22 protein-coding genes are annotated in these 23,221 nt (G+C 68.0%); 16 read left to right on the top strand and 6 right to left on the bottom strand.

Annotation, left to right across the window (positions count from 1 at the left end):
* Positions 1–34 precede the first annotated feature (34 nt).
* The 5 genes from catA (at position 35) to U9J23_RS22810 (ending at position 4,698) form a co-directional block, all read left to right on the top strand.
* Complete coding sequence (gene catA, locus U9J23_RS22830; RefSeq protein WP_059382685.1) at positions 35–886, top strand: catechol 1,2-dioxygenase; 852 nt, start codon at positions 35–37, stop codon at positions 884–886.
* 150 nt (positions 887–1,036) lie between these two features.
* The gene (locus tag U9J23_RS22825; protein ID WP_059382686.1) at positions 1,037–2,164 is read left to right on the top strand and encodes a muconate/chloromuconate family cycloisomerase; all 1,128 of its coding nucleotides are present in this window, start codon (positions 1,037–1,039) and stop codon (positions 2,162–2,164) included.
* A gap of 37 nt (positions 2,165–2,201) precedes the next feature.
* Positions 2,202–2,483 (top strand): muconolactone Delta-isomerase, encoded by a 282-nt coding sequence (gene catC, locus U9J23_RS22820; RefSeq protein WP_059382687.1) that lies wholly within the window; start codon positions 2,202–2,204, stop codon positions 2,481–2,483.
* A gap of 34 nt (positions 2,484–2,517) precedes the next feature.
* Positions 2,518–3,654 carry an alkaline phosphatase family protein gene (locus U9J23_RS22815; protein ID WP_059382688.1) on the top strand — a complete coding sequence of 379 codons (1,137 nt, stop codon included), beginning with the start codon at positions 2,518–2,520 and terminating at the stop codon, positions 3,652–3,654.
* A 75-nt stretch (positions 3,655–3,729) separates the two neighbouring features.
* A complete protein-coding gene (locus U9J23_RS22810; protein WP_230824777.1) occupies positions 3,730–4,698 on the top strand; it encodes an alpha/beta hydrolase in 969 nt (322 codons plus the stop codon).
* A gap of 4 nt (positions 4,699–4,702) precedes the next feature.
* Here the strand turns inward: U9J23_RS22810 and ygiD are convergent, their stop codons facing one another.
* Positions 4,703–5,545 (bottom strand): 4,5-DOPA dioxygenase extradiol, encoded by an 843-nt coding sequence (gene ygiD / locus U9J23_RS22805; RefSeq protein ID WP_272266134.1) that lies wholly within the window; start codon positions 5,543–5,545, stop codon positions 4,703–4,705.
* Positions 5,546–5,582: 37 nt separating this feature from the next.
* The gene (locus U9J23_RS22800; RefSeq protein ID WP_272265958.1) at positions 5,583–6,419 is read right to left on the bottom strand and encodes an alpha/beta hydrolase; all 837 of its coding nucleotides are present in this window, start codon (positions 6,417–6,419) and stop codon (positions 5,583–5,585) included.
* 304 nt (positions 6,420–6,723) lie between these two features.
* Here U9J23_RS22800 and U9J23_RS22795 point away from each other — a divergent pair, with 304 nt between their 5' ends.
* Positions 6,724–8,403 carry an ABC-F family ATP-binding cassette domain-containing protein gene (locus tag U9J23_RS22795; RefSeq protein ID WP_272265956.1) on the top strand — a complete coding sequence of 560 codons (1,680 nt, stop codon included), beginning with the start codon at positions 6,724–6,726 and terminating at the stop codon, positions 8,401–8,403.
* Positions 8,404–8,524: 121 nt separating this feature from the next.
* Here U9J23_RS22795 and U9J23_RS22790 read toward each other — a convergent pair whose 3' ends face one another.
* From U9J23_RS22790 to U9J23_RS22780, 3 genes are read right to left on the bottom strand one after another with little or no spacing between them, the layout of a single operon-like run.
* Positions 8,525–9,877, bottom strand: coding sequence for an MFS transporter (locus U9J23_RS22790; RefSeq protein WP_272265954.1), 1,353 nt, complete (start codon positions 9,875–9,877; stop codon positions 8,525–8,527).
* A gap of 32 nt (positions 9,878–9,909) precedes the next feature.
* The gene (locus U9J23_RS22785) at positions 9,910–10,890 is read right to left on the bottom strand and encodes a PDR/VanB family oxidoreductase (protein ID WP_272265953.1); all 981 of its coding nucleotides are present in this window, start codon (positions 10,888–10,890) and stop codon (positions 9,910–9,912) included.
* A 1-nt stretch (position 10,891) separates the two neighbouring features.
* The gene (locus U9J23_RS22780) at positions 10,892–12,007 is read right to left on the bottom strand and encodes an aromatic ring-hydroxylating dioxygenase subunit alpha (protein WP_272265952.1); all 1,116 of its coding nucleotides are present in this window, start codon (positions 12,005–12,007) and stop codon (positions 10,892–10,894) included.
* Between the two features lie 130 nt (positions 12,008–12,137).
* On the opposite strand from U9J23_RS22780, the gene U9J23_RS22775 reads away from it, so the two are divergent.
* Complete coding sequence (locus U9J23_RS22775; protein ID WP_016691177.1) at positions 12,138–12,725, top strand: PadR family transcriptional regulator; 588 nt, start codon at positions 12,138–12,140, stop codon at positions 12,723–12,725.
* A 94-nt stretch (positions 12,726–12,819) separates the two neighbouring features.
* On the opposite strand, the gene U9J23_RS22770 is transcribed toward U9J23_RS22775, so the two are convergent.
* A complete protein-coding gene (locus tag U9J23_RS22770) occupies positions 12,820–13,716 on the bottom strand; it encodes a LysR family transcriptional regulator (RefSeq protein WP_088898038.1) in 897 nt (298 codons plus the stop codon).
* 153 nt (positions 13,717–13,869) lie between these two features.
* Here U9J23_RS22770 and U9J23_RS22765 point away from each other — a divergent pair, with 153 nt between their 5' ends.
* The 9 genes from U9J23_RS22765 to U9J23_RS22725 all read left to right on the top strand — a co-directional run bounded on the left by U9J23_RS22765 (position 13,870) and on the right by U9J23_RS22725 (position 23,189).
* A complete protein-coding gene (locus tag U9J23_RS22765) occupies positions 13,870–15,240 on the top strand; it encodes an NAD(P)/FAD-dependent oxidoreductase (RefSeq protein WP_145709772.1) in 1,371 nt (456 codons plus the stop codon).
* Positions 15,241–15,475: 235 nt separating this feature from the next.
* Positions 15,476–15,904 carry a holo-ACP synthase gene (acpS, locus tag U9J23_RS22760; RefSeq protein WP_059382697.1) on the top strand — a complete coding sequence of 143 codons (429 nt, stop codon included), beginning with the start codon at positions 15,476–15,478 and terminating at the stop codon, positions 15,902–15,904.
* Positions 15,901–16,143, top strand: coding sequence for an acyl carrier protein (locus U9J23_RS22755; RefSeq protein ID WP_024102340.1), 243 nt, complete (start codon positions 15,901–15,903; stop codon positions 16,141–16,143). Before acpS ends, U9J23_RS22755 begins: the two co-directional genes overlap by 4 nt.
* Positions 16,140–17,327 (top strand): acyl-CoA dehydrogenase family protein, encoded by a 1,188-nt coding sequence (locus U9J23_RS22750; protein WP_085470431.1) that lies wholly within the window; start codon positions 16,140–16,142, stop codon positions 17,325–17,327. Before U9J23_RS22755 ends, U9J23_RS22750 begins: the two co-directional genes overlap by 4 nt.
* Positions 17,324–18,280 carry an amino acid--[acyl-carrier-protein] ligase gene (locus tag U9J23_RS22745; RefSeq protein ID WP_272265945.1) on the top strand — a complete coding sequence of 319 codons (957 nt, stop codon included), beginning with the start codon at positions 17,324–17,326 and terminating at the stop codon, positions 18,278–18,280. Before U9J23_RS22750 ends, U9J23_RS22745 begins: the two co-directional genes overlap by 4 nt.
* A complete protein-coding gene (locus U9J23_RS22740) occupies positions 18,277–19,236 on the top strand; it encodes a DUF1839 family protein (protein WP_272265944.1) in 960 nt (319 codons plus the stop codon). The genes U9J23_RS22745 and U9J23_RS22740 overlap by 4 nt, the downstream gene beginning before the upstream one ends.
* Before the next feature lie 15 nt (positions 19,237–19,251).
* Positions 19,252–21,738 (top strand): glycosyl hydrolase 2 galactose-binding domain-containing protein, encoded by a 2,487-nt coding sequence (locus U9J23_RS22735; protein WP_326600646.1) that lies wholly within the window; start codon positions 19,252–19,254, stop codon positions 21,736–21,738.
* A 164-nt stretch (positions 21,739–21,902) separates the two neighbouring features.
* The gene (locus U9J23_RS22730; protein ID WP_016695879.1) at positions 21,903–22,067 is read left to right on the top strand and encodes a hypothetical protein; all 165 of its coding nucleotides are present in this window, start codon (positions 21,903–21,905) and stop codon (positions 22,065–22,067) included.
* Between the two features lie 87 nt (positions 22,068–22,154).
* The gene (locus U9J23_RS22725; protein WP_016695878.1) at positions 22,155–23,189 is read left to right on the top strand and encodes an NADP-dependent oxidoreductase; all 1,035 of its coding nucleotides are present in this window, start codon (positions 22,155–22,157) and stop codon (positions 23,187–23,189) included.
* The last annotated feature ends 32 nt before the right edge of the window (positions 23,190–23,221 follow it).

Genomic DNA, 23,221 nt, shown 5'->3' with positions numbered 1-23,221 from the left:
TTCCCGATAGTTCAGTCCCTCACGAGGAGAGCCCATGACCACCATGGAGAACCCCACCGCCCACGGGTCCGGCAACGCTGCGACCGACAAGTTCAAGTCCGAGCGGGTCACGTCCGACACCTCGGTCGAGCGCGCGTCGGCGATCTACCAGGACGTGATCGGGGCTTTCGCCGACATCATCCAGAAGCACCAGGTCACCTACGACGAGTACCGCGTGCTCAAGCAGTGGCTGATCGACGTGGGTGAGTACGGCGAGTGGCCGCTGTGGCTGGACGTCTTCGTCGAGCACGAGATCGAGAAGGTGCACTACGAGCGCAAGGGCTTCGCCGGCACCAAGGGCTCCATCGAAGGCCCCTACTACGTGCCGAACAGCCCGAAGCTCCCGGCCAAGTGCACGATGCCGATGCGCGAGAAGGACAAGGTTGCTCCTCCGCTGATCTTCAAGGGCCAGGTCACCGACCTCGATGGCAACGGTCTGCCCGGCGCCACCGTCGAACTGTGGCACGCCGACGAGGAGGGCTTCTACTCGCAGTTCGCCCCCGGTATCCCCGAGTGGAACCTGCGCGGCACCGTCGAGGTCGACGCGGACGGCAACTTCGAGATCACCACGCTCAAGCCGGCTCCCTACAAGATCCCGGCCGACGGACCGACCGGCTGGTTCATCCAGTCCTACGGCGGACACCCCTGGCGCCCGGCCCACCTGCACCTCATGGTGAAGGCTCCCGGCAAGCGCGCCATCACCACCCAGCTGTACTTCAAGGGTGGCGAGTGGGTCGAGGACGACGTCGCCACGGCGGTCAAGCCCGAGCTCATCCTGGATCCGCAGCCCAACGCCGACGGCATCGAGGAAGTGACCTACAACTTCGTGCTCGACCCCGAAGCGTGATCCGCACCGCGGACGCCGTCCGACCGGCTCCCGAGTGAAGGTCGGATCTGTGTAACGAATGCCGGTGCCCAACTCGGGCACCGGCATTCGTGCTGAATGCAGCAGCAACGTATCCCCTGTCACACCCCGATCCGATTGTGAGCAATTCCGATGTCCGACCCCGATCTGAAGATCGCCTCCGTCACCACGACGATCATCGACGTACCTCTGATCCGACCCCACAAGTTCGCCACCACCACCGCCGAAGCGCAGCCGATCCTGCTCGTCGCGGTGACCACCGAGGGTGGCGTCACCGGTTACGGTGAGGGCGTCGTGCCGGGCGGACCGTGGTGGGGCGGCGAATCGGTCGAGACGATGCAGCAGATCGTCGACCGCTACATCGGGCCGTACATCATCGGGCGCGGGGTCGACGAGATCAGCGGCGTCATGGTCGATATCGAGCGCATCGTCGCCAACGCGCGATTCGCGAAGGCCGCCGTCGACGTCGCGATGCACGACGCGTGGGGACGCGCCCTGGGTGTGCCGGTCGCGTCGCTGCTCGGAGGTGCCTTCCGGACCGGCGTCGACGTACGGTGGGCGCTCGGTGCCGCGCCGCTCGAGGAGATCGTCGAGGAGGTCACCCACAAGCGTGAGCAGCGCCTGAACTACTCCTTCAAGCTCAAGATGGGCGCGCTCGACCCGGCAGTCGACACCGATCGCGTCGTCAAGATCGTCGAGGCGTTCGGCGGCGAGGTCGGATTCAGTATCGACGTCAACGCCCGCTGGGACCGCTTCACCGCGCTGCGCCACGTACCGCAACTCGTCGACGGTGGTGTCGAACTCATCGAACAGCCTACTCCCGCAGATCAACTCGATGTGCTCGCCGAAATCAACCGCCGCGTCTCGGCGCCGGTGATGGCCGACGAGTCCGTGCAGACCCCGCACGACGCGTACGAAGTGGCCAAACTGGGCGCCGCCGACGTCGTCGCGCTCAAGACCACCAAGTGCGGCGGACTGCAGCGCAGCAAGCAGGTCGTCGCCGTCGCGAAGGCGGCCGGTCTCCGGTGCCACGGCGCGACCTCCATCGAAGGTCCCATCGGGACCGCCGCGTCCATCCACTTCGCCTGCGCCGAACCGGGGATCGACTACGGCACCGAACTGTTCGGTCCGCAGCTGTTCGCCGTCGAACTGCTGCAGAAGCCGCTCGACTATTCCGAGGGTCAGGTGCACCTGCCCGAGGGGCCGGGACTCGGCGTCGAACTCGACATGGACGTCGTGAAGAAGTACGCGCGTTCCTGATCCGCGCTCTCGTCAGAACAGAAGAAGGAGAAACATCATGGCACTGTTCCACGTTCGGATGGACGTCGACATCCCCCGCGACCTCGATCCCGATGTGCGCGCCGAGACCATCGCGAAGGAGAAGGCGTACAGCCAGGATCTCCAGCGTCAGGGCAAGTGGCGGGAGATCTGGCGGATCGTCGGCCAGTACAGCAACATCTCGATCTTCGACGTCGAGTCGGCCGACGAACTGCACGAGATCCTGTGGAACCTGCCGCTGTTCCCCTACATGAACATCGAGATCATGCCGCTGACGAAGCACGGCTCCGACATCAAGTGACCCCAGGCGCAGGCGAGTGGCTCATACTCGGGTTATGAGCCTGCCGCTGCGCGACGTCTACGCCGAGCCGACCCTCGCCGACCTGATGCCGTCGGTGCTCTCGTCCGCGGGGGTCGCCGGTGAGACCAACCGACTCGATCTCACCCCCGTCGATCACACCGTCGTCCTGCTCGTCGACGGAATGGGTTGGGAACTGCTGCAGCGCAACGCGAAAGCAGCCCCGTACCTGACGCAGGCACCGGGGAGCCCGATGCGTGCCGGCTTCCCGACGACCACGGCCGTCAGCCTCGCCTCCCTCGGGACGGGGCTCCCGTCCGGTCTCCACGGCATCACCGGCTATCAGTCGTACGTCGACGAGATCGAGGCCCCGGTCAACTGGCTCCGCTGGACCCTCGCCGGAACCGCGATCGACCAGCGCGACGACCTCGTCCCGGAGACCGTGCAACCCCATCCGACGGTGTTCGAACGCGGCCGCGAGGCGGGCCTGAACGTCACCACCGTCGTGCCGAAGGCCTTCGAGGGCAGTGGCCTCACCCGTGCCGTGCTGCGCGGCGGCAACTTCGTCGGGGTCTCCGCCTACGGTGATCTGCTCGCCCAGGTCGTCGCCGCGGTGAGCGCCGGCGATCGCAGCCTCGTCTACTGCTACATCGGCGAGGTCGACACCCTCGGGCACGTCTACGGGCCGGAGTCCGCGGCGTGGCTCGCGCAACTCACGGTGGTCGATCGTTTCGTCGAGCAACTCGCCGGGGCGCTGCCGACCGGCACCCGCCTGCTCGTCACCGCCGATCACGGCATGGTCGACGCCTCGCGTGGCCGCCGCATCGACTTCGACCACACGCCGGGTCTCGGTGAGGACGTCACCGTCATCGCCGGGGAACCGCGGTGCCGCCACATCTACACCGACCACGTCGACCGGGTCCTCGAACGCTGGCGCAACGAACTCGGCGACCACGCGTGGGTCGGCACCCGCGACGACGCGTTCGCGGCGTGCCTGTTCGGATCCGATCCCGATCCGGCGCTGACCAAGCGGATCGGCGACATCGTGGCCGTCGGTCGCGGCGAGTCGACAGTGATCCGCAGCGACGGTGAGCAGGTCATGTCGAACCTGCCCGGGCAGCACGGGGCGTTGACCGACGAGGAACTGCTCGTGCCGCTGCTGCGGATCGGGTGACGCGATCGAGGTCCGGGGCCGCCGGGTGTCGGAACTCTCGATGCCCGAACCGCATCGGTCACATAGTGTGTGCACATGCGTACCGATGCGGTGACCTGGCACGACCGCAGCAGTAGGGTCGCGCTGATCCTCCTGTGGGTGGTCCGGATCCTCTTCAAGCCGATTCTGAGTCTCTGGCCGAGCAACGACTTCGGCATCGCCGTGCTCGGCAGGTTGTCGTGGGTGGTCGACAGGATCACGCCCACGCCGCGCGCCGTGCACGTCACGCAGACCGAACTCGGCGGAGTGCCCGGCGAGCGGATCATCTCCCCGAAGCCGGTCGACGACCCGCTCGACGACGCCACCATCCTCTACTTCCACGGCGGCGGCTTCATCTTCTGCGGCCCGTCCACCCACCGTCAGCTGTGCGTGCAGCTCGCGCTCGACTCCGGCGCACCGGTGTACTCGATGGACTACCGGCAGGTGCCCGCCGTGCCGATCGCAGGTTCGGTGCAGGACGCGATGAACGCGTACACCGCTCTGCTCGAGGTGGCCGACGACCCCACCCGCATCGTCGTCGGCGGCGACTCGGCCGGCGGTTATCTCGCGGCGAAGGTCGCCGAACTCGCCGCGCGTCGCGGCATCCAGCGACCGGCCGCGGTGATCGGCTACTCGCCGCTGCTCAACCTCGACCTCGACAAGCACGACCCGAAGTACATGGCGAGGGATGCCTACCTGCCCATCAAGGCACTCGGGAAGATCAGTCCGCGCTGGTTCGCCGGCGAAGAGGCGATCGAGGGCGAGACGAACCCGGTCGACGCCGACCCGTCGCTGTTCCCTCCGATGTTCATGTGCGCCGCCGAATACGAGCTGACCAGGCCGGACGTGGAGATCATGACCGAACGACTCGTGTCGGCGGGACGCACCGTGGAGACACATCTGTGGCGCGGGCAGATCCACGCGTGGCCGGTCCTGGCCCGCGCGATCCCCGAGGCCATGGAACTGATCGGGCTCAGCACCCGGTTCGCGCGACGCGCGATCGTCGCAGTGGACGACGCTGCCTGAGCGCTCACAGATTGGTGTCGGGCGGCTCCGGGCTCTCGGGTAGTCCGGCGCCGTGACCGTCCCCGTCGCGCGGCGGACAGTTCCCGCCGACGGCGTACGACGTCATCGACAGCGATCCGTATTCGACACCGTCGACGAGGGTCGCCGGTTGTTCCCCGGACTCGGCGGCCAGACCCGCGACGTACAGCAACGGCAGGAAATGGTCGGGGGTCGGCACCGCGTGACGATAATCGGGGTGCTCACCCAGCGCTGCGGCGTCACCGGGACGGTCGCGCAGGACCGCGAAGGCGTCCTCGTCGAACCGGTGCGCCCAGTCGAACCCCGCGCCCGGACGTCGCGGATCCATCGCGCCGAGGTTGTGGACGACGTTGCCGCTCGCGACGATCAGCACCCCGCGGTCGCGGAGTCCGGCGAGACGGGCGCCGAGCTCGACGTGATAATCGAGCGGCTTGTAGGCGTTGAGGCTGAGCTGCACCACCGGGACATCCGCCTCGGGGAAGGCGTGGGTGAGCACCGACCAGGTGCCGTGGTCGATACCCCACGAGTCGACATCGGCACCCACCCACGTCGGATGGACGAGATCGGCGATCTCCTCCGCCAGTTCCGGAGCACCCGGCGCCGGGTACTCGACGTCGAACAACTCCTGCGGGAACCCGAAGAAGTCGTGGATCGTGCGCGGCGACCGCATCGCGGTCACCGCGGTGGCGTTGATGAACCAGTGGGCGGAGATCGCCAGGATCGCGCGGGGCGTCGGCACGGATCGCCCGAACGCCGCCCAGGCCTGCGTGTACCGATTCGATTCGAGCGCGTTGAGCGGACTGCCGTGGCCGACGAACGCGACCGGCATGCGTGACGACACGCCCCCTCCTCCCGGTTGTCGAAACTCAGTTGTCGAGCCGTGCCTTCAACCAGGCCGTCAGGTCGTCGAGCACGCGGTCCTTCTCCGGCTCGTTGAACACCTCGTGGTACAGCCCGTCGTACAACTTCAACGTCAGGTCCTTCGAACCCGCACGATCGGCGATGAGCTGCGCCCCGGCCGGATCGGCGAGAGCATCGGCGGTTCCGTGCATGACGAGCAACGGCAACGTCAGGTTCGGAAGGCGACGCTCGAGGCTCTGCTCGTTGAGCACCAGCACCCGTGCAAGCCCGGCGGGCACGAGACCGTGGTGCACGAGCGGATCGGCGTCGTACGCCGCGACCACCGCGGGATCGCGCGAGACCGCCTTGCTGTCGAGCTTCTGCACCGGCACACCCGGCAGGAAACGCCCGATCAGCTTGCCGATCTCCACGACCGGTTTCGGCGTGCCCGACGTGACGATCACCGCCGGCCCCGACAACACGAGCGCGGCGAGCCGGTCCTGATGGTCGAGCGCGTAGGCCAGAGCGATCGCACCGCCCATCGAGTGACCGAGCATGAAGACCGGCAGGCCGGGATGCGCATGGGTCGCCAGGTCGATCAGGCTGTCGAGGTCGTCGGTGAACTCGCGCATCTCCTGGGCGCGCACACGCTTGCCGCCCGACCGTCCGTGACCGCGATGGTCGGGGGAGTACACGACGAGGCCGAGATCGGTGAGCCGCGCGACGACGTGGTCGTAGCGACGTGCGTGCTCACCCAGCCCGTGGCTGAGGATCAGCACGCCGGTGGGAGCCTCCGGCGACCACACGTCGTACACGATCGGGATCGCGCCGACGCCGGTGAACGACGATTCGGTGTGCTCCATGAGCGCCTCCTGCGGCCTCGTCGACAGCTGTTCCTCGCATCCTCGCACGAGTACCGGTCCGCGGAGGCACTCCGTGATCGAGGACCGAAATCCGATTGACGGTGGTCGGGCGCTCGGTACCCTGGAGATCATGATCCAGGCGCTCTACTTCCACTGACGACACCCCCTCCGCGACTCGGGACGTACTCCGAGGTCGCGGTTCGAGCCGTACCCGAATACGGCCGAGTGTCCGGCCGTTCGTCAGCGAGCGCATCCTCCCACCCGTGATCCGGGGACGAGTGCGCCTCCGCCCGGAGGAAACCACATGACCATCAGCATCACCCTGCCCCGGCGCTCCCGCGCCCAACTCGGCGCCGTCGACGTCCACCTCGCCCGCGACGGTCATCCCGTCCTGCGCGGCGTCGACCTCGCGGTCACGCCGGGGTCCCGGCTCGGCGTCGTCGGGGAGAACGGCCGCGGTAAATCCACGCTGCTGCACGTCCTCGCCGGCCGCCTCGAACCGGACTCGGGGACCGTGCGCCGGTTCGGCTCGTTCGGCATCGCCGAGCAGGAGATGACCGTCGCGCAGGGGCGCACCGTCGGTGATCTCGTCGACATCGAGCTGGCGCACGTCCGCGCCGCTCTGCGGGCGCTCGACGAGAGCACCGCAGCGCTCGCCGACGAGCGTCCGGGTGCCGCCGACGCGTACGCCGACGCCCTCGAGATCGCCGAGCAACTCGACGCATGGGACGCCGACCGTCGCGTCGACACCGCCCTCGAAGCGCTCGGCGCCGTCACCGACCGTTCGCGGCCGCTGGCGGAGATGTCGGTCGGGCAGCGCTACCGCGTGCGCCTGGCCGCACTGCTCGGCGCCGAACACGATTTCCTGCTGCTCGACGAGCCGACCAACCACCTCGACGCGTCGGGACTCGACTACCTCACCGAACGCCTGCAGCAGACCCGTAGTGGTGTGGTCCTCGTCAGCCACGACCGCGCCCTGCTGACCGACGTCGCCACGTCGATCCTCGACCTGAACCCGAGCCGCGACGGTCGTCCACGCCTGTACGGCGGGGGTTACGCCGGCTTCCGGACGGGACGCGAAGCCGAATACGCCCGTTGGGTGAGCGAATACGCCCGCGAGCAGGCCGAGCGGGCCCGGTTGGAATCGGACCTCGAATCCGCGCAGGATCGGCTCGTCACCGGCTGGCGGCCGGAGAAGGGCACCGGCAAGCACCAGCGTGCCACCCGTGCGCCGGCGCTCGTGCAGTCGGTGCACCGCCGTCAGGAAGCGCTGGACGACCACGCGGTGGCGGTACCGGTACCGCCGCTTCAGTTCTCGATGCCGGCGCTCGGCGCGGAGGCCGACGGGATCGACCCGGACACCCCGTTGGTGCGCATCGAGGACGTCATGGTGCGCGGCCGGCTCGACCGTCCGGTCAGCCTTGCCGTCCTCGCCGGTTCGCGGCTCGTCATCACCGGACCCAACGGCGCCGGCAAGTCGACGCTGCTCGCAGTGCTGGCCGGTGAGGTCGAACCGACGTCGGGGACCCGCGAGAGCGATCCCGTCGTACGGATCGGGCGGCTCGCCCAGGAGTCGCCGGCACCGTCGGCGGCGCGGGTGCAGCAGGTCTACGACGCGCACGTCGGCGAACTGATCGTCGCCGGGCTCGTCCCCGACCAGGGAGCCGTCGATCTCGACGAACTCGGACTGTTCACCGAACGCGACCTCGGCAAGCGGGTCCGTGACCTGTCGATGGGCCAGCAACGACGCCTCGACCTGGCGATGGTGCTCGCCGCGCGACCGCACGTACTGCTGCTCGACGAGCCCACCAACCACCTGTCGATCACGTTGGTGGACGAGTTGACCGACGCCCTGGGGGCGACCGACGCCGCCGTCGCGGTGGCCACCCACGACCGGCAGATGCGACGCGACATCGCCCATTGGCCGCACCTGGCGCTGGGGCTCGCCCCGAAGGAATGCACCCGGAAGGGACCGAAGCCATGAATACCCGGCTGCTGTGACGTTGTTCGCGGCAGGGACCACCGCATCGACGCGCGAAGTGGTCATCGGAGCGCGGAATTACCCGCTCTGATGACCACTTCGCGCTTTGATTCCCGGCCGTCGGTCAGCTCCGCGACTCCGTGGAGACGGCGGCCGGCAGCGGCTCGGACGAGGCGTCTGCCGAACGTGCCGGGCGCAGCGCGAACAGTGCCACCGCGGCGAGCACGACCACGCCGGCCACTCCGAAGTAGAGCTGTTCGGGCGTCCATCCCGCATCGAGGAGCACACCGGCCGCGGTCGGTGCGAGGATGGCGCCCGCTCGGCCGATACCGATGGCGGAACCGACGCCGGTGGCCCGCACCTGCGGTCCGTAGAGGGACGGCGCGAGGGTGTACAGACCGGCGATGCAGCCGTTGATGAGACCGCCGATCAGGATGCCGAGCGCGAACGCCAGCGTCAGGGTCGAGATCGACATGATGAAGACGGTCATGGTCGCGGCGGCGGCGATGGTGAAGGTGAGCAGGACCGACCGGGTGGTCCAGCGGCTGGCGAGCACTCCGAAGAGCACCGACCCGACCGTGCCACCGAGGGTGAGCATCATGCCCGCCGTGGCGCTCTGGTCCTTCGTGAGACCGGCGGTCTCCAGCAACGACGGCGTCCACGAGTTGACGAAGTAGAAGCCGAACATGGTGGCGAAGAAGGCCGCCCACAGCAGGACCGTCGAGCGGGTGTTGCTTCCGGAGAACAGATCCGAGATCCGTCCTGCCCGCGGTGCAGTCTTGTCTGCGGAGCGGGTGAGCTCGGAGACGGGACTCTGGCCGATGCGTCGCGCGATGCTGTTGATCCGGTCGAGATCGCCTGCGCGTCCCCGGCTGGTGAGGAAGTCCAGGGATTCGGGCAGCAGCACGACGAGGAGCGCGAGCACCAGGCCGGTGAGGCCGGCGCCGGTGACGAAGACTGCACGCCAACCGTATTCGCTCTGCAGACCGACGGCGGCCATACCGCCGATCGTGGCACCCACACCGTATCCGGCGGTGTAGATACTGATCGCCAGACCACGCCAGCGGGCCGACGAGTACTCGCTCGCGATCACGGTGGTGCAGGCGAGGACGCCGCCGATACCGAGTCCGGTGATGACCCGCCAGATGCCGAGTTCCCACGCCGATCCGGCGCTCGCGGACAGGCCCATGCCCGCGGTGGCGAGTGCGACCGACATGAGGATCAGGGGCCGTCGGCCGATCCGGTCGGCCATCGGAGCGAGAGCGAGAGCGCCGACGGCCATGCCGATCAGACCCGCGCTGAGCAGCACGCCGAGTTCCGATCCGCCGAGGCCGAAGTCGCTGCCGATGCTCTTGGCGGTGAACGCCAGGGCCATGACGTCGAAGCCGTCGAGGATGTTCAGCACGACGCACAGGGCGACGACCATCCATTGGTAGGGATGCATCGGCGAGGCGTCGATGCGTGCGCGAAGATCCATCGTGTTTCCTCGTGGTGTGAAATGCGCGGTGGTCAGGGAAGGTCGAGCGTGACGACACCCGTCGTCGATCGGGGCGACGCCGAATCGCGCACCACGCGTGACACGCAGGCGCACATCCGACGCGAGGAGCGCTTCTGCTCCTCGCTGAAGAAGACGTCGCGGTGGTCGACGCGACCGTCGAGCGAGGCGACGGAGACCTCGCACAGGCCGCATTCGCCCTTGCGGCAGTCGAACATCATGTCGACACCGGCACGCCGGAGTGCGTCGAGCATCGATTCGTCGGAGCCGACGGTGGTGGTGACGTCGAGTTCGGGCACGGTGACCGTGAACTCCTCGGCGTCGAACCATCCACTGTTGCCGAAGGTCTCGTAGCGGAGGTTCGGCATCGGCAGGTCGCGGTCGTGCCACCGGCGCCGCACGGCGTCCATGAGGCGGATCGGGCCGCACATGTACAGCTCGGTGCCGTGATCGACGCCGTCGACGAGTGCGGCGACGTCCAATCCCGTTCCCTCGTCGTCGATGTGGACGTCGAGACGGTCGCCGTGGAGGGCTTCGAGTTCGGACAGGAAGGCCATCGCGGAGCGGCTGCGACCGACGTACACGAAGCGGTACTCGGCGCCGAGGCGGCGGAGCACGGCCCCCATCGCGCGGACCGCGGTGATGCCGATGCCGCCGGCGAGCAGGACATACCGCGGTGCGCCGATCCGCAGCGGGAAGTTCTGGAGCGGTTCGGTGATCTCGAGTTCGTCGCCGACCTGCAGCGAGTGCATGTACTCGGAACCGCCGCGCGAGGTGGGGGAACGGTGGACGCCGAGTGTGAGGCGACCGTCCGGGCCACCTGCGGCGAGGGAGTACGAACGCGTGTCGCCCGAGGGGAGACGCACGTCGATGTGGGCGCCGGGTTCGACGCGGTGGGCGGTATCGGCGGCGAGGGTGATCTCGGCGATCGAATCGGCGGCCCGCTCGACACTCACGACTCGGCCCCGCTGCCAACGGATCTGGTTGTTGCTCATGTCAGTGGGCTCCCTCGGGAACGGCGGTGGCCGAGGTGAGGTTCCGCTCCGCTTCGACCATGCGCTGGATCAGGCGTCGCACCCACATGCCGCCGGCGTCGATGTTGAGGTTGTAGAACTCGTGATCCGGGTTCGCCTCGATGGCCTTCTGCTGCGCGGTGAGCATCGCCTCGTCCTCACCGAACACGCCGTGCACGCCGTCGCGCAGTTGCGTGGTGATGAGCTGGCTCTCCAGGCGGTAGTTGCGCATGAAGGCCCAGAAGTACAGGGCGGTGCTCTCGTCGACGGGCGAGATGGTGTTCATGACGAAACCGTTGACACCCTGGCTGCGGTCGCCTTCGGGGGCGCCGGTGCCGGCCTTGGCCACACCGACGTCGATGCGGATCGTGGAGGGCGCTTGGAACTCGATGATCTGCCAGCGGTCGACCGTGCCCTCGAAGCCGGGGAACTTGTCGCGCATGTTCTTGAGCCAGAACGGCGGTGCGTCGATGTCGTGCATCCAGCGGGTGACCGTGACGGTGCGGTCGTCGTGGGTGACGACGAAGTCGGACTCGCTCAGTTCGTCCTGGCCGATGGACGACGAGTGCACGAACTCCTCGTGGGTGAGGTCCATCAGGTTGTCGAGGACGAGCTGGTAGTTGGCCTGCACGTCGATCGTGCGTCCGTCGCCCGCCCAGTCGGGGGAGTCCATCTGGAACATGTCCGGGATGAGATCGGGATCGGCCTGCGTCGGATCGCCCGGCCAGACCCACACGAAGCGGTGCCGTTCGACGACGGGATAGGACGCCACCATCGCGGACGGATTGATCGTCTGCTGGGCGGGCATGTGTGTGCAGCGACCTGCGGAGTTGTACTGCAGACCGTGGTAGGGGCACTGGATGCCCTCGCTGCCGATGAGCTTGCCCATCGACAGCGGCGCCAGGCGATGCCAGCAGGCGTCGGCGAGGGCGACGGGACGGCCCTCCTCGGTGCGGTAGAGGGCCATCGGCTTGCCGGCGATGGTGCGGGCGAGGATCTCGCGGCGACCCACCTCGTGATCCCAGGCGACGACGTACCAGGCGTCGAGCGGGTAGGCCATGTTCTTCGCGGTCGCCCCGGTGGGGCCGAGATCGGTCATGTCGGATCCTCCGAACACTGAGGGGTGAAATAACTATCTACATAGATAGTTGGTGAGCTGGAGCACACACTATCTATCGATATAGTTATTCGCAAGGGTGGAATACTCGCCCGGGGAAAGGTGGTGGTCCATGAGCCTGCGATACGCGCTGCTCGCATTGCTCACCGCCGAGCCTCTGACCGGCTACGACGCGGCGAAACGGTTCGGCGGGTCGGTCGGGCACGTCTGGCATGCACCCGACTCGCAGATCTATCCCGAACTACGCCGGATGGAGCGCGAAGGTCTCGTCGAGGGCGAACAGGTGCGCTGGGGTCCCAACAGCACCAAGACCCGGTACTCGATCACCGACGAGGGCATCCGGGCCTTCCGCGAGTGGATGTCCACCCCGCTGGACTACGCCCCGGTGCGCGACGCCGCCCACATGCGCGCGGCCTACTTCGAATGGGCCGACCCCGACAGCGCTCGCGAGTGCCTGCAACGGCATATCGACCACTACACCGAACAGATCGCCCAGTGGACCACGGTGCGCGACGCGATCCTCGACCTCAGCAACGCGACCATCGCGCGACGCGTGCAGAAGTATCCGGCCGAGGACCACGAGCGGATCATCGCGTTCAAGGCGTTCGCGTACGACGGTCTCATCGGCCGCGGCGAGGCCGAGATCGCGTGGGCACGTCAGGGCCTCGACCTGCTCGACAAGCTGTCGCCGCGCGACTGAGTCGCCCCGGACTGCAGCGACGCGCGAAACGGTCAGCAGAGCGCGGAATTGCGCGCACCGATGACCGTTTCGCGCTCCGATGTCGGCGGTCCGATCACGGCGTGCTGTCCGTCGGCGGCACGATCGAATGCGCGAGCGCCCGCATGAGGAACTCGAGTTCGGGATTGGGCGTCGCGTTGCTCCGCACCACCCCGCACACCGGTACCTGCAGCCGGTGGTGGATCTCGCGCATGAACTTCAGCCCCTTGCGGGGCGTGTCGGCGGCGGTGCCGGCGTAGAGCACGGTCCACGCCCTCGGGTTGGTGAGCACCTCGAGAGTCGCGGTGTGGTCGCTCGCGATCGGAGGCCCGAGGCGCACGCGACGACCGACCTCGACGAAGGCGTCCTCGACCACGCGGTGCAACAGCACCTGGTTGCCGCGCGGCGGCAGCAGCAGCGGGTAGTGGGCGAGATCTCCGAGGTCGACGGTGGAGAACGCCGAGAGTGGGTGCTCGGTCGACGTGACGATGACGAGTTCCTCGATGCCGAGACGGATCGCCTCCAGCCCCGGGCGGTCGACGTCGCCGCGGATCAGTGCGAGATCGGCGTCGCCGGACGCGACGGCGTTGACGCGGTCGGTGAAGTCCTTGATGACGAACTCCACGTCGATCTTGGGATGACGCTCCCGGACGCTGGAGATGGCATCGAGGCTCTGCGACGCGAAGCTCATGTTCGCCGTGATGCGGATGCTCTCCCGCGGTTCGTGGCCCACTTCCAGGGCCTTCGCCTCGAGGCTGAGCACCTCGGCGGCGATCGGCATCAGGCGTCGGCCGGCCGAGGTGAGCTTGACCGAACGGGTGGTGCGGTCGAACAGGGTGGTGCCCAGTTCGTGCTCGAGCTTCGCGATCTGATGGCTGATCGCCGACTGCGAGATGAAGCAGCGCTGGGCAGCACGGGAGAAGCTGCCCTCCTCGCCGACGGCGAAGAAGTAGCGCAGCTGACGGAAATCCATGGCTCCTCCCGGGAACGTGCCATCTGCATTTATGAGCAAAACAGATAACAGTTCTTCGAATATCCCAGGTTAGTGGATAACAAGGGTCCTTCGTACCTACCTTGGGAGTCATACATCAACGGAGATGACAAGCACGTGGAGGTTTACGACAGCATGGACGATGCGGACACAGTGACCCTGGTCGATCGGACAGATGTAGTCATCGTGGGTTCCGGCTTCGGAGCATTGGCCACCGCCAAGAAGCTCGCCAAGGCCGGCACGCCCTTCGTTCTCATCTCGGAGACCACCGAGCATCTTTTCCAGCCTCTGCTCTACCAGGTTGCGACCGGTGTCCTCTCGCCCGGTGAGATCGCCCCCTCCGTGCGCGCGATCCTGGCCGAGTACCCCAACGCCGACGTCCGCCTGGGCCGCGTCGTCGACGTGCTCCCCGAGGAGAACACGGTCGTCTACGAGGCCGGCGGCCAGCGTCTCCGCCTCGGCTACAAGTACCTCGTCGCCGCGACCGGCGCCCGCCAGGCGTACTTCGGACGCGACGAGTTCGCCGACCTGACGTACGCGCTCAAGACGGTCGAGGACGCCGAGAAGCTGCGACGCCAGATCGTGCGGTGCTTCGAGGAAGCACACGTCACCACCGATGCCGAGCGTCGGAAGAATCTGCTCAGCTTCATCGTCGTGGGCGCCGGCCCGACGGGCGTCGAGCTCGCGGGACAGATCAAGGAGCTCGCGCAGCGCTACTTCGCCGAGAACATCGGCAACATCCGCGCCGACGACGTCACCGTCACCCTCGTCGAGGGCGCCGACAAGGTGCTGCCCCCGTTCGGCGGCAAGCTCAGCGAGTACTCCAAGGAGTCGCTGGAGAAGAGCGGCGTCGACGTCGTCCTCGGGACGATGGTCACCGACATCGACGAGCACGGTGCCACGCTCACCACGCCCACGACCGAGGAGACCCGCCGCCTCACTGCCGAGACCATCATCTGGTCGGCCGGCATCCAGGCCAACGACTTCGCCGACGTGCTCGCCGAGCGCACCGGCTGCGAGACGGTCCGCGGCGGACGCCTGCTCGTCGACCCCGACTTCACCGTCGGCCGCAGCGACAACATCTTCGCCATCGGCGACATGGTCACCCTCGACAACCTGCCGGCACAGTCGCCGTTCGCGATGCAGGGTGGCCGCCACGTCGCGAAGATGATCACCGGCAAGGTCGCGATGGGCACCCCGTTCCAGTACAAGGACAAGGGCAGCATGGCGATCATCAACCGGTTCCGCGCCATCACGCGGGTCGGGAAGATCGAGCTCACCGGCTTCATCGCGTGGGTGCTGTGGCTCGCCGTCCACCTCGTCTACCTGGTGGGCTTCCGCAACCGCTACATCGCGGTCATGTCCTGGTGCGGTTCCTTCCTCGGACACCGTCGCCCGCACTTCTACTACGCGCAGGACACCGTCCCGGTGCCCGCGGCGGAGAAGGAGCCGGCGACGAAGGACGAGCCGGAGAGCGACAAGGAACCCGTGCGGACGTCCGCATAACTCCAGACCCCCGAAAGGCCCCACCACCCGGTCGGGGCCTTTCGTCGTTCGCGCGCGGAGCCGGGATCGACGCGGCGTGTTGCGGTAGCGAGCCCCGGGTCACCGCGCGAACTGCCGCGACCGGCGGGTGAAAGTCGGGGTGATTTCCGGGATGTCCTGCGAGCCAGAGCCGTTCGAGTGGTGTAGATCGGCCGACCTGCGGCTAGCGTGTGCAGCGCATCCCGAGGAGTGACCCATGAACGATGGCAGCGGCCCCCGCGTCGCGACGACACGTGTCGGCTGCGATGTCGTCACCGTCCGCGACATCGCGTCGAGCATCGACCGGTTCGGCGACCGCTACCTGCAGCGCGTGTTCACCCCGCACGAGCTGGACGTATGCACCGGACCGGGTCGCGCCCAACGCCTCGCGGCGCGCTTCGCCGCGAAGGAAGCCGTCATGAAGGTCCTGCGTCCGCGCGAGCACGCGGTTCCCTGGCGGGCCATCGAGATCCGCCGCGCGGACTGGGGCGGATGCACTGTCGTACTGGCCGGTAACGCGGCCGCCCTGGCGCGAGATGAACAGGTGACCGACATACAGGTCTCGATCTCCCACGAGCCCGAATACGCCATCGCGACGGTCGTGGCGACCCGCGTCGACGAAGCAGAAACTGGAGAACACCCATGACGGAGCAGGTGATCCGCAAGGTCCTCGGTGAGCACGCGAAGCTGTCGGTCGACAGCACTGCGCTCGATCCCGCCGCCGACCTCTACGAGCTCGGCCTGACATCGCACGCCAGCGTGAACGTGATGCTCGCCCTCGAGGACGCCTTCGACGTGGAATTCCCCGACGAACTGCTGCGCAAGAGCACCTTCGCGAGCGTCGGCGCCATCAGGTCGGCGTTGACGGAACTGGGCGTCGCGTGACATCCACGTCCGTGCCCCTGGCTGTCGCGGAGAACACCGGGCTGTCACTGCTCGCCCGTGCCGAACTCGTCGGACGCGAGAGCGCCGGCCCCGCGGCCGCCGACGTGGATCGTGAGGGTCGGTTCCCACACGAGGCCGTCGACGCGCTGCGCGCCCACAAACTGCTGAACTGTGCCGTCCCCGTCGACCAGGGTGGGGAGGGCGCGTCCCTCGGTGAGCTGTGCGCCGTCGCCCGCATCCTCGGCCGGTACTGCGCCTCCACCGCGATGATCTTCGCGATGCACCAGACGCAGATCCTGTCGCTGGTGCACCACCCCACCCCGGGTGTGGCCGCCTTCGTCGCCGAAGCGGTGGCGAACGACTACCTGATCGCTTCGGCGACCACCGAACTCGGCACCGGCGGCGACGTGCGCAGCAGTGTCTGCGCCGTCGCCCGCGACGGCGACACCGTCACGCTGACGAAGAACGCACCGGTCATCTCGTACGGCGAGTACGCCGACGCGATCCTGGTGACCGCGCGTCGCACCGCCGACAGCCCGCCCAGCGACCAGGTGCTCGTCGTGTGCCGACGCGACGACGTGACCCTCGAGCCCACCGGGAACTGGGACACCCTCGGACTGCGCGGCACCTGCAGCCCCGGCTTCGTCCTCACCGCCACGACGTCCGCCGATCTCGTTGTCGGCACGGCCTACGCCGAGATCTCGTCGCGCACCATGCTTCCCGTCTCGCACAGTGTGTGGTCGGCGGTATGGCTCGGAATCGCCGACGCGGCGATGGAGAAGGCCCGCTCGTTCGTGCGCTCGGCGGCCCGCCGCAGCCCGGGCGTCACGCCGCCCGGTGCGCTGCGACTCGCCGAAGCAGCCGCCGTGCACCAGCAGTTCTCCGATCTCGTCGCTGCGTCGGCCGCCCGGTTCGACGCGGCCGCGTCGGCGCAGGAGGAATCGATGTCGGGCATGGGTTTCTCGCTCGCCATGAACAACCTCAAGGTCACCGCGTCCACGCTCGTCGTGGATCTGGTGAACCGCGCGATGCTCATCTGCGGGATCGCCGGATACCGCGAGGATTCGCAGTACTCGCTCGGCCGTCACCTGCGCGACGCGCACGGTGCCGCCGTGATGGTCAACAACGACCGCATCATGAACAACTCGGCCCAGTTGTCGATCGCCTACCGGGGGACGCTGTGACAAGTACAGCCACTACCAGCACCGCAACCGACGAGCTGTCCGAGCTCGAGCGCGCCCGCCTCGACTTCCAGCAGCAGTTGCTCGAGGCCGAACTGCTCGTGGAGACCGGTGTTCCGGGACTCTACGGACGGTCGGGTGTCTTCGAGGACATCGTCGATGGCATCGACCGCGTGGTGGTTGCGGCGGGTCCGGGCCGGGCGGCGACGCGCCTGCGCTTCCCTCCGGTCTTCCCGCGGACGAGCTTCGAGCGCACCGATTACATCGCCTCGTTCCCGCACCTGACGGGAGCGGTGAACACCTTCGCGGGCAGCAACGCCGAGCACGCCGAACTGCTCGCCGCGCGGTCGCGGGGCGAGGCGTGGGATCCGTGGCTCGAACCCGCCGACACCGTGCTCGTCTCCGCCGCATGCCATCCCGCCTACTCGCGGTACACCGGCACGCTGCGCGAGGGCGGCGAACTGCTCGACGTCCTCGGCTACTGCTTCCGGCACGAACCGGCAGTCGACCCGGCTCGCATGCAGGCTTTCCGGATGCACGAGTTCGTGCGGATCGGCACCGAGAACGACGCTGCGCAGCATCGTGATTCCTGGGTGGAGCGAGGACTCGAGGTGCTCGACTCGCTGGGTCTCGACGCGACCGCCGTGCCTGCCAACGACCCCTTCTTCGGGCGGGCCGGGCGCATGCTGGCCGTCAACCAGCGCACCGAGAACCTCAAGACCGAGCTGACCGTCCGGCTCTACGGCGACCTCGACGACGGCACCGCCGTGGTCTCGTGCAACTGTCACCGCGAACACTTCGGCGAGACCTTCGAGATCCGCACGGCCGACGGCGAAGTCGCGCACAGCGCCTGCGTCGGATTCGGCATGGAGCGGATCGCCCTGGCGTTGCTGCGGACCCACGGACTCGACGTCGACCGCTGGCCCGCTGCGGTACGCGACAGGATGTTCCCGTGAGCGATCGGCTCATCTACGTCCGCGTCGACGGGTACTCACCGCACTTCGTGCACGCTGCCGACCGGATCTGGACCGAGACCAACTGCTACGTCGACCTGTGGGTCGAGGTGCTGTATTCGCTCGGCCACGACCCCGTCCCCGCGGCGGCGTGCGCGTTCTCGGCCCGGTTCGACGGAGCCCAGTGGACCTTCCTCAAGTTCCGTCCCGAGGATCTGTTCGTGCTCTACGGGATCGACGTCGCGGAGATGAACGTCTGGCGCCGCCCGGTGGACCACCTCGAGGACAACGCCGCCGCCGGCCTGTTGTCGACGATCGAGGTGGACGCCTTCTGGCTGCCCGACACCGAGGGCACCGGATACCGGGAGAGTCGTTCGAAGACGACGATCGTGCCCAATCTCATCGACCGCGACACCGAGACGCTCGAGTACTTCCACAACAGCGGCTATCACGTCCTCACCGGTGAGGACTTCCGCGGAGTGTTCGGCCTCGACGAACCGGTGCCCACCTGGCCTCCCTATCTCGAACAAGTGCGTCTCGATGCGGTGCAACCGCAGTGCGATGCCTTCGACACCGTGGTGCTCCGGCACCTGCGCATGCGCGCAGGCTCGAATCCGGTGCGCGAACTCGGCAAGCGGGTACTCGCCGACGTCGACCCGATCCGCACCGGTGGAATGGACGTCTTCCATCCGTGGACGTTCGGGGTGCTCCGCCAGTGCGGTGCCACCGCCGAACTCGCCGCGGACGTGAGCATCTACATGGACGGTCGCGGATATCCCGGTGCGGCTGCCGCCGCCGACGGCTTCCGCGCGGTCGCCGAGGGCGCGAAGAGTGTCCAGTTCCGGATGGCGCGCGCGGCACGCGGCCGCAGCGTCGACCCCGGCGACCAGCTGACGGCGATGGCCGATGCCTGGGAGGACGCCATGGCGACCGTCGTCCGCGCCGCCGGGGTGCGGTGACGGGATTCGACGCACATGGATCTGCTGCACGATTCCCGATGGCGTTGTCTCCGTGTTGCTCCCGGGTCGGTCGAGAATCCCGGTGAGCTACCGGAGGACGGTTGTTGGCTGCCGGTCTGCATACCCGGGACGGCGGCAGGCGCGATCCGGGAGGCCGACGGAGTCGCGGCGGCCCGGGCGTCGTCACCCGACAGTGACGACTGGTGGTTCGTCACCGATGTCGAGGTGTCCGGGGACGGACCGTGGCGTCTGACCTTCGACGGACTCGCGACCCTCGCGGAGGTGTGGGTCGACGGCACCCTCGTCGCGACGTCGGAATCGATGTTCGTGCCCCTGACCGTCATCCTCGACCGCCTGTCGTCGACGACGCGGATCGCGATCCGGTGCGCCTCGCTCGACACTGCACTCCGCAAGCGACGACCGCGCGGACGGTGGCGCTCGTCGCTCGTATCGGCTCAGGGATTGCGGTGGTTCCGCACCACGATGCTCGGGCGTGCCCCGGTCTACGCGGGAGCTCCGGCGCCGGTCGGACCGTGGCGTCCCGTGCGTCTCGTCGATTCCGGTGAACCCCTCGTGCTGGAACGTGAGATACGAACGCGTGTGCGCGGATCCGACGGGATCGTCGACGTCGACCTCGTGTTGGTTGGCGCTGCCGTCTCCGAAGTCGCTGTGGAGATCGGAGGGTCGACGGCCCACGCCCGACCCGAATACGGAGCCGACGGGACAGCACGCGTGCACATGCAGGTGACGCTCCCCGAGGTGCAGCGGTGGTGGCCACATACCTACGGCGACCCGAACCTGTATGCAGCCCAACTTCTTCTGGACGGGCATCGGATGGAATTGGGCGCCATCGGTTTCCGATCGGTCGAGCGCTCACCCGGCGACGGATTCGGCTTGCGGATCAACGACATCGACGTCTTCTGCCGCGGCCTGGTGTGGACACCGACCGATCCGATCGCGCGGAACGACCCGGCCGGAACGCGGCGCATCGTCGAACGCTGCGTGTCGGCGGGGGTGGACACGATCCGCATCCCCGGCACGATGGTCTACGAGGACGACGAGTTCTACTCCGCGTGTGCGGAACTGGGCATCATGGTGTGGCAGGACGTCATGCTCGCCACCACCGACCCACCGGACGACCCGCACTTCCGCGCGCTGCTCGAGGACGAGGTCCGTGCGCTGGCACGTCGATGGGGCGGGAACCCGGCACCCGTGGTGATGTGCGGGGGCAGCGAGACCGAGCAGCAACCGGCCATGCTCGGTCTGGCGGAGGCATCCATCCCGGCGCTCGACGACTGGTTGCCCGCGATCGTCGACCGCGAGCTACCGGGCACGGTGTGGGTGTCGTCGTCACCCTCCGCGCCCCCGGGTAGTGACACACTGCCGATCGCGGTGGGCTCGGGTGTGGCGCACTACTTCGGCGTCGGGGGTTACCGCCGTCCACTCAGCGACGTGCGTGCCGCCGGCGTGCGTTTCGCCACCGAATGCCTCGCGTTCTCGATCCCGCCCTCCGACACGGCGATCGAGGCCGAGTTCGGCAGTGTGAATGTCGCCGGTCACCATCCGCGGTGGAAGGCGGCTGTGCCGCGCGACAACGGCGCGTCGTGGGACTTCGAGGACGTGCGAGACCACTATGTGCGCACGATCTTCGGGGTCGACCCCGCCGAGGTGCGGTGGGCCGACCCCGCGCGGTACCTCGCACTCGGACGGGCAGCGATCTGCGAAGCGTTCACCGAGGTGCTGCAGTACTGGCGACGATCCGGATCCGGATGTCGCGGTGCCCTGGTCCTGTCCGCCCGCGACCTGCAGCCGGGTGCCGGATGGGGCGTGCTCGACGCCGACGGGAACCCGAAGGCGCCGTGGTGGGTGTTGGCCCGGGTGTTCGCGCCCGTCACCGTCCTCCTCACCGACGACGGCCTCGACGGCCTGCGGGTGGACGCCATCAACGACACCGCCGACGTTCTCGACGTGACTTTGCAGTTGCAGGCCCACACCCCCTCGGGTGCGGCACCGGTGGATGTGGCCGTGCCGCTGCATCTCGAGCCGCACGAGAGCCGGGTGTTCTCCTGGGCGTCCGTGACGGGCGGTTTCTCCGATGTCAATTTTGCGTATCGATTCGGGCCGCGCACTTTCGACACGGCGACCGCCCGGCTGCTGGATCCCACCGGTGCGGTGCTGGCGGAGTCGGTGCATCTCGTGGGTGGTCCGGCACGGCCCGTCGAGCGCGGAATCGGTCTCGCGGCGACCGCTCGACCCGTCCCGGACGGGTGGAGCGTGGAGGTGCGGACCGAGGGTGTGGCGCAGTATGTGCACCTCGACGTCACCGGCGGTGACCTGCAGGATTCCTGGTTCCACCTGCCTCCCGGAGGTTCTCGCACGATCGCCGTGCGGGCCTGTGATCCGGCCGCGACGTTGAGCGGTCGGGTGGGGGCATCGAACTCGGCCACGAGCGCGCCCATCCGGGTGCTTCCCGCCTCCGACGGTCACGAGATCGACGGGTAGCTTCCCGAGGCTCCCGGCACGGCGGTGTGCGGCGCGCCGAAATCGACAGGTGCATATCGGGCATCGACGGGGTATATGTATCTCCCAAGGGGTCGCTCACCCGATTTGCACCTTCTGTACGGTGCCGGTGGCCACCTCTCCCCGCCTTCCGAGAGGAGATCGACATGGCGATCCGCTCCACGTCGCAGATGGGTGCCTCGCGCACCGCTTCGTCCACTCGCCGTCCTGCCCGCGTGGAGCAGGACGGACCGTCCTTCACCGAGGTCATCCACTCGCAGCTGTTCTCGAACTACCAGGTGCCTCGCGGACAGGTACAGCGCAGCGCCTGATCGGGAGCGTCTCCGGCCCGACATCGTGCCTGCCGGGGTGCCCGTGCGCAGCGTTTAGGACACCTGCGCGTGCGGCACACTGTCGGCATGAGTGAAGCCACGACGAGTCAGAGCACCCGCATCGTTCTCGCGTCGCGCCCGGAGGGGGCGCCCACCGCCGACAACTTCCGATTCGAGACCGTGGAGCTGCCGGAGGTCGGCGACGGCCAGATCCTCCTGCGCGTCGTCTACCTGTCCCTCGACCCGTACATGCGCGGTCGGATGAGCACCGCGAAGTCGTATGCCGCGCACGTCGAACTCGGGGACGTGATGGTCGCCGGAACGGTGGGCCAGGTCGTCGAATCGCGGTACGAGGGTCTCGAGCCGGGCGACTACGTGCTGGCCGGAGCCGGCTGGCAGTCGCACGCCGTCCTCGACGGCTCCACCGTCCGCAAGCTCGATCCGCAGGCCGCACCGATCTCCACCGCGGTGGGTGTGCTCGGAATGCCCGGCTTCACAGCCTATTCCGGGCTCCTGAAGATCGGACAGCCGAAGGAGGGCGAGACCGTCGTCGTCGCTGCCGCCACGGGGCCGGTGGGATCGGCCGTCGGGCAGATCGCGAAGCTGAAGGGCGCCCGCGCGGTGGGTATCGCCGGTGGCCCGGAGAAGTGCCGCGCACTGATCGAGGAGTTCGGTTTCGATGCGGCGATCGACCATCGCGACCCGAACTTCGCCGACAAGCTGGCCGAGGCGGTTCCCGACGGCATCGACGTGTACTTCGAGAACGTCGGCGGCCCCGTGCAGGAAGCGGTGTGGCCGTTGCTCAACACCTATGCGCGGATCCCGGTGTGCGGTCTGGTCGCGCAGTACAACGGCGCGGATCTGGACCGTAAGGACCGGCTTCCGGGGCTGTTCAATTCGATTCTCACCAAGAGCCTCACGATCCGCGGTTTCATCCAGAGCGAGTTCGTGAAGGAGATGTACGGCGACTTTCTGCGTGAGGCCTCGGCATGGGTCCGCGACGGAAAGCTCGCGTACCGCGAGGACATCGTCGACGGACTCGAGAACGCCCCGGAGGCGTTCATCGGCATGCTCGAAGGAAAGAACTTCGGGAAGATGCTCGTGCGGGTCGCGCCGGAGTGACGGACACCGGTCCGCCCTCCGGCGCCGGCCGC

Source organism: Rhodococcus sp. PD04, from assembly GCF_035918275.1.
Classification (GTDB): Bacteria; Actinomycetota; Actinomycetes; order Mycobacteriales; family Mycobacteriaceae; genus Rhodococcus; species Rhodococcus rhodochrous.
Note: the sequence above shows the minus strand (reverse complement) of the source record. Positions and strands in the feature narration are given on the sequence as shown.

Bases quoted from the DNA above. Each gene is read 5' to 3' on its own strand.
- U9J23_RS22810 (WP_230824777.1), top strand. From the start codon at position 3,730: ATGCGTACCGATGCGGTGACCTGGCACGACCGCAGCAGTAGGGTCGCG.
- U9J23_RS22790 (WP_272265954.1), bottom strand. From the start codon at position 9,877: ATGGATCTTCGCGCACGCATCGACGCCTCGCCGATGCATCCCTACCAA.
- U9J23_RS22775 (WP_016691177.1), top strand. From the start codon at position 12,138: ATGAGCCTGCGATACGCGCTGCTCGCATTGCTCACCGCCGAGCCTCTG.
- U9J23_RS22815 (WP_059382688.1), top strand. From the start codon at position 2,518: ATGAGCCTGCCGCTGCGCGACGTCTACGCCGAGCCGACCCTCGCCGAC.
- U9J23_RS22730 (WP_016695879.1), top strand. From the start codon at position 21,903: ATGGCGATCCGCTCCACGTCGCAGATGGGTGCCTCGCGCACCGCTTCG.
- ygiD (WP_272266134.1), bottom strand. From the start codon at position 5,545: ATGCCGGTCGCGTTCGTCGGCCACGGCAGTCCGCTCAACGCGCTCGAA.
- U9J23_RS22800 (WP_272265958.1), bottom strand. From the start codon at position 6,419: ATGGAGCACACCGAATCGTCGTTCACCGGCGTCGGCGCGATCCCGATC.
- U9J23_RS22765 (WP_145709772.1), top strand. From the start codon at position 13,870: ATGGACGATGCGGACACAGTGACCCTGGTCGATCGGACAGATGTAGTC.
- U9J23_RS22780 (WP_272265952.1), bottom strand. From the start codon at position 12,007: ATGACCGATCTCGGCCCCACCGGGGCGACCGCGAAGAACATGGCCTAC.
- U9J23_RS22770 (WP_088898038.1), bottom strand. From the start codon at position 13,716: ATGGATTTCCGTCAGCTGCGCTACTTCTTCGCCGTCGGCGAGGAGGGC.
- U9J23_RS22725 (WP_016695878.1), top strand. From the start codon at position 22,155: ATGAGTGAAGCCACGACGAGTCAGAGCACCCGCATCGTTCTCGCGTCG.
- catA (WP_059382685.1), top strand. From the start codon at position 35: ATGACCACCATGGAGAACCCCACCGCCCACGGGTCCGGCAACGCTGCG.
- U9J23_RS22795 (WP_272265956.1), top strand. From the start codon at position 6,724: ATGACCATCAGCATCACCCTGCCCCGGCGCTCCCGCGCCCAACTCGGC.
- catC (WP_059382687.1), top strand. From the start codon at position 2,202: ATGGCACTGTTCCACGTTCGGATGGACGTCGACATCCCCCGCGACCTC.
- acpS (WP_059382697.1), top strand. From the start codon at position 15,476: ATGAACGATGGCAGCGGCCCCCGCGTCGCGACGACACGTGTCGGCTGC.
- U9J23_RS22755 (WP_024102340.1), top strand. From the start codon at position 15,901: ATGACGGAGCAGGTGATCCGCAAGGTCCTCGGTGAGCACGCGAAGCTG.
- U9J23_RS22825 (WP_059382686.1), top strand. From the start codon at position 1,037: ATGTCCGACCCCGATCTGAAGATCGCCTCCGTCACCACGACGATCATC.
- U9J23_RS22785 (WP_272265953.1), bottom strand. From the start codon at position 10,890: ATGAGCAACAACCAGATCCGTTGGCAGCGGGGCCGAGTCGTGAGTGTC.
- U9J23_RS22735 (WP_326600646.1), top strand. From the start codon at position 19,252: ATGGATCTGCTGCACGATTCCCGATGGCGTTGTCTCCGTGTTGCTCCC.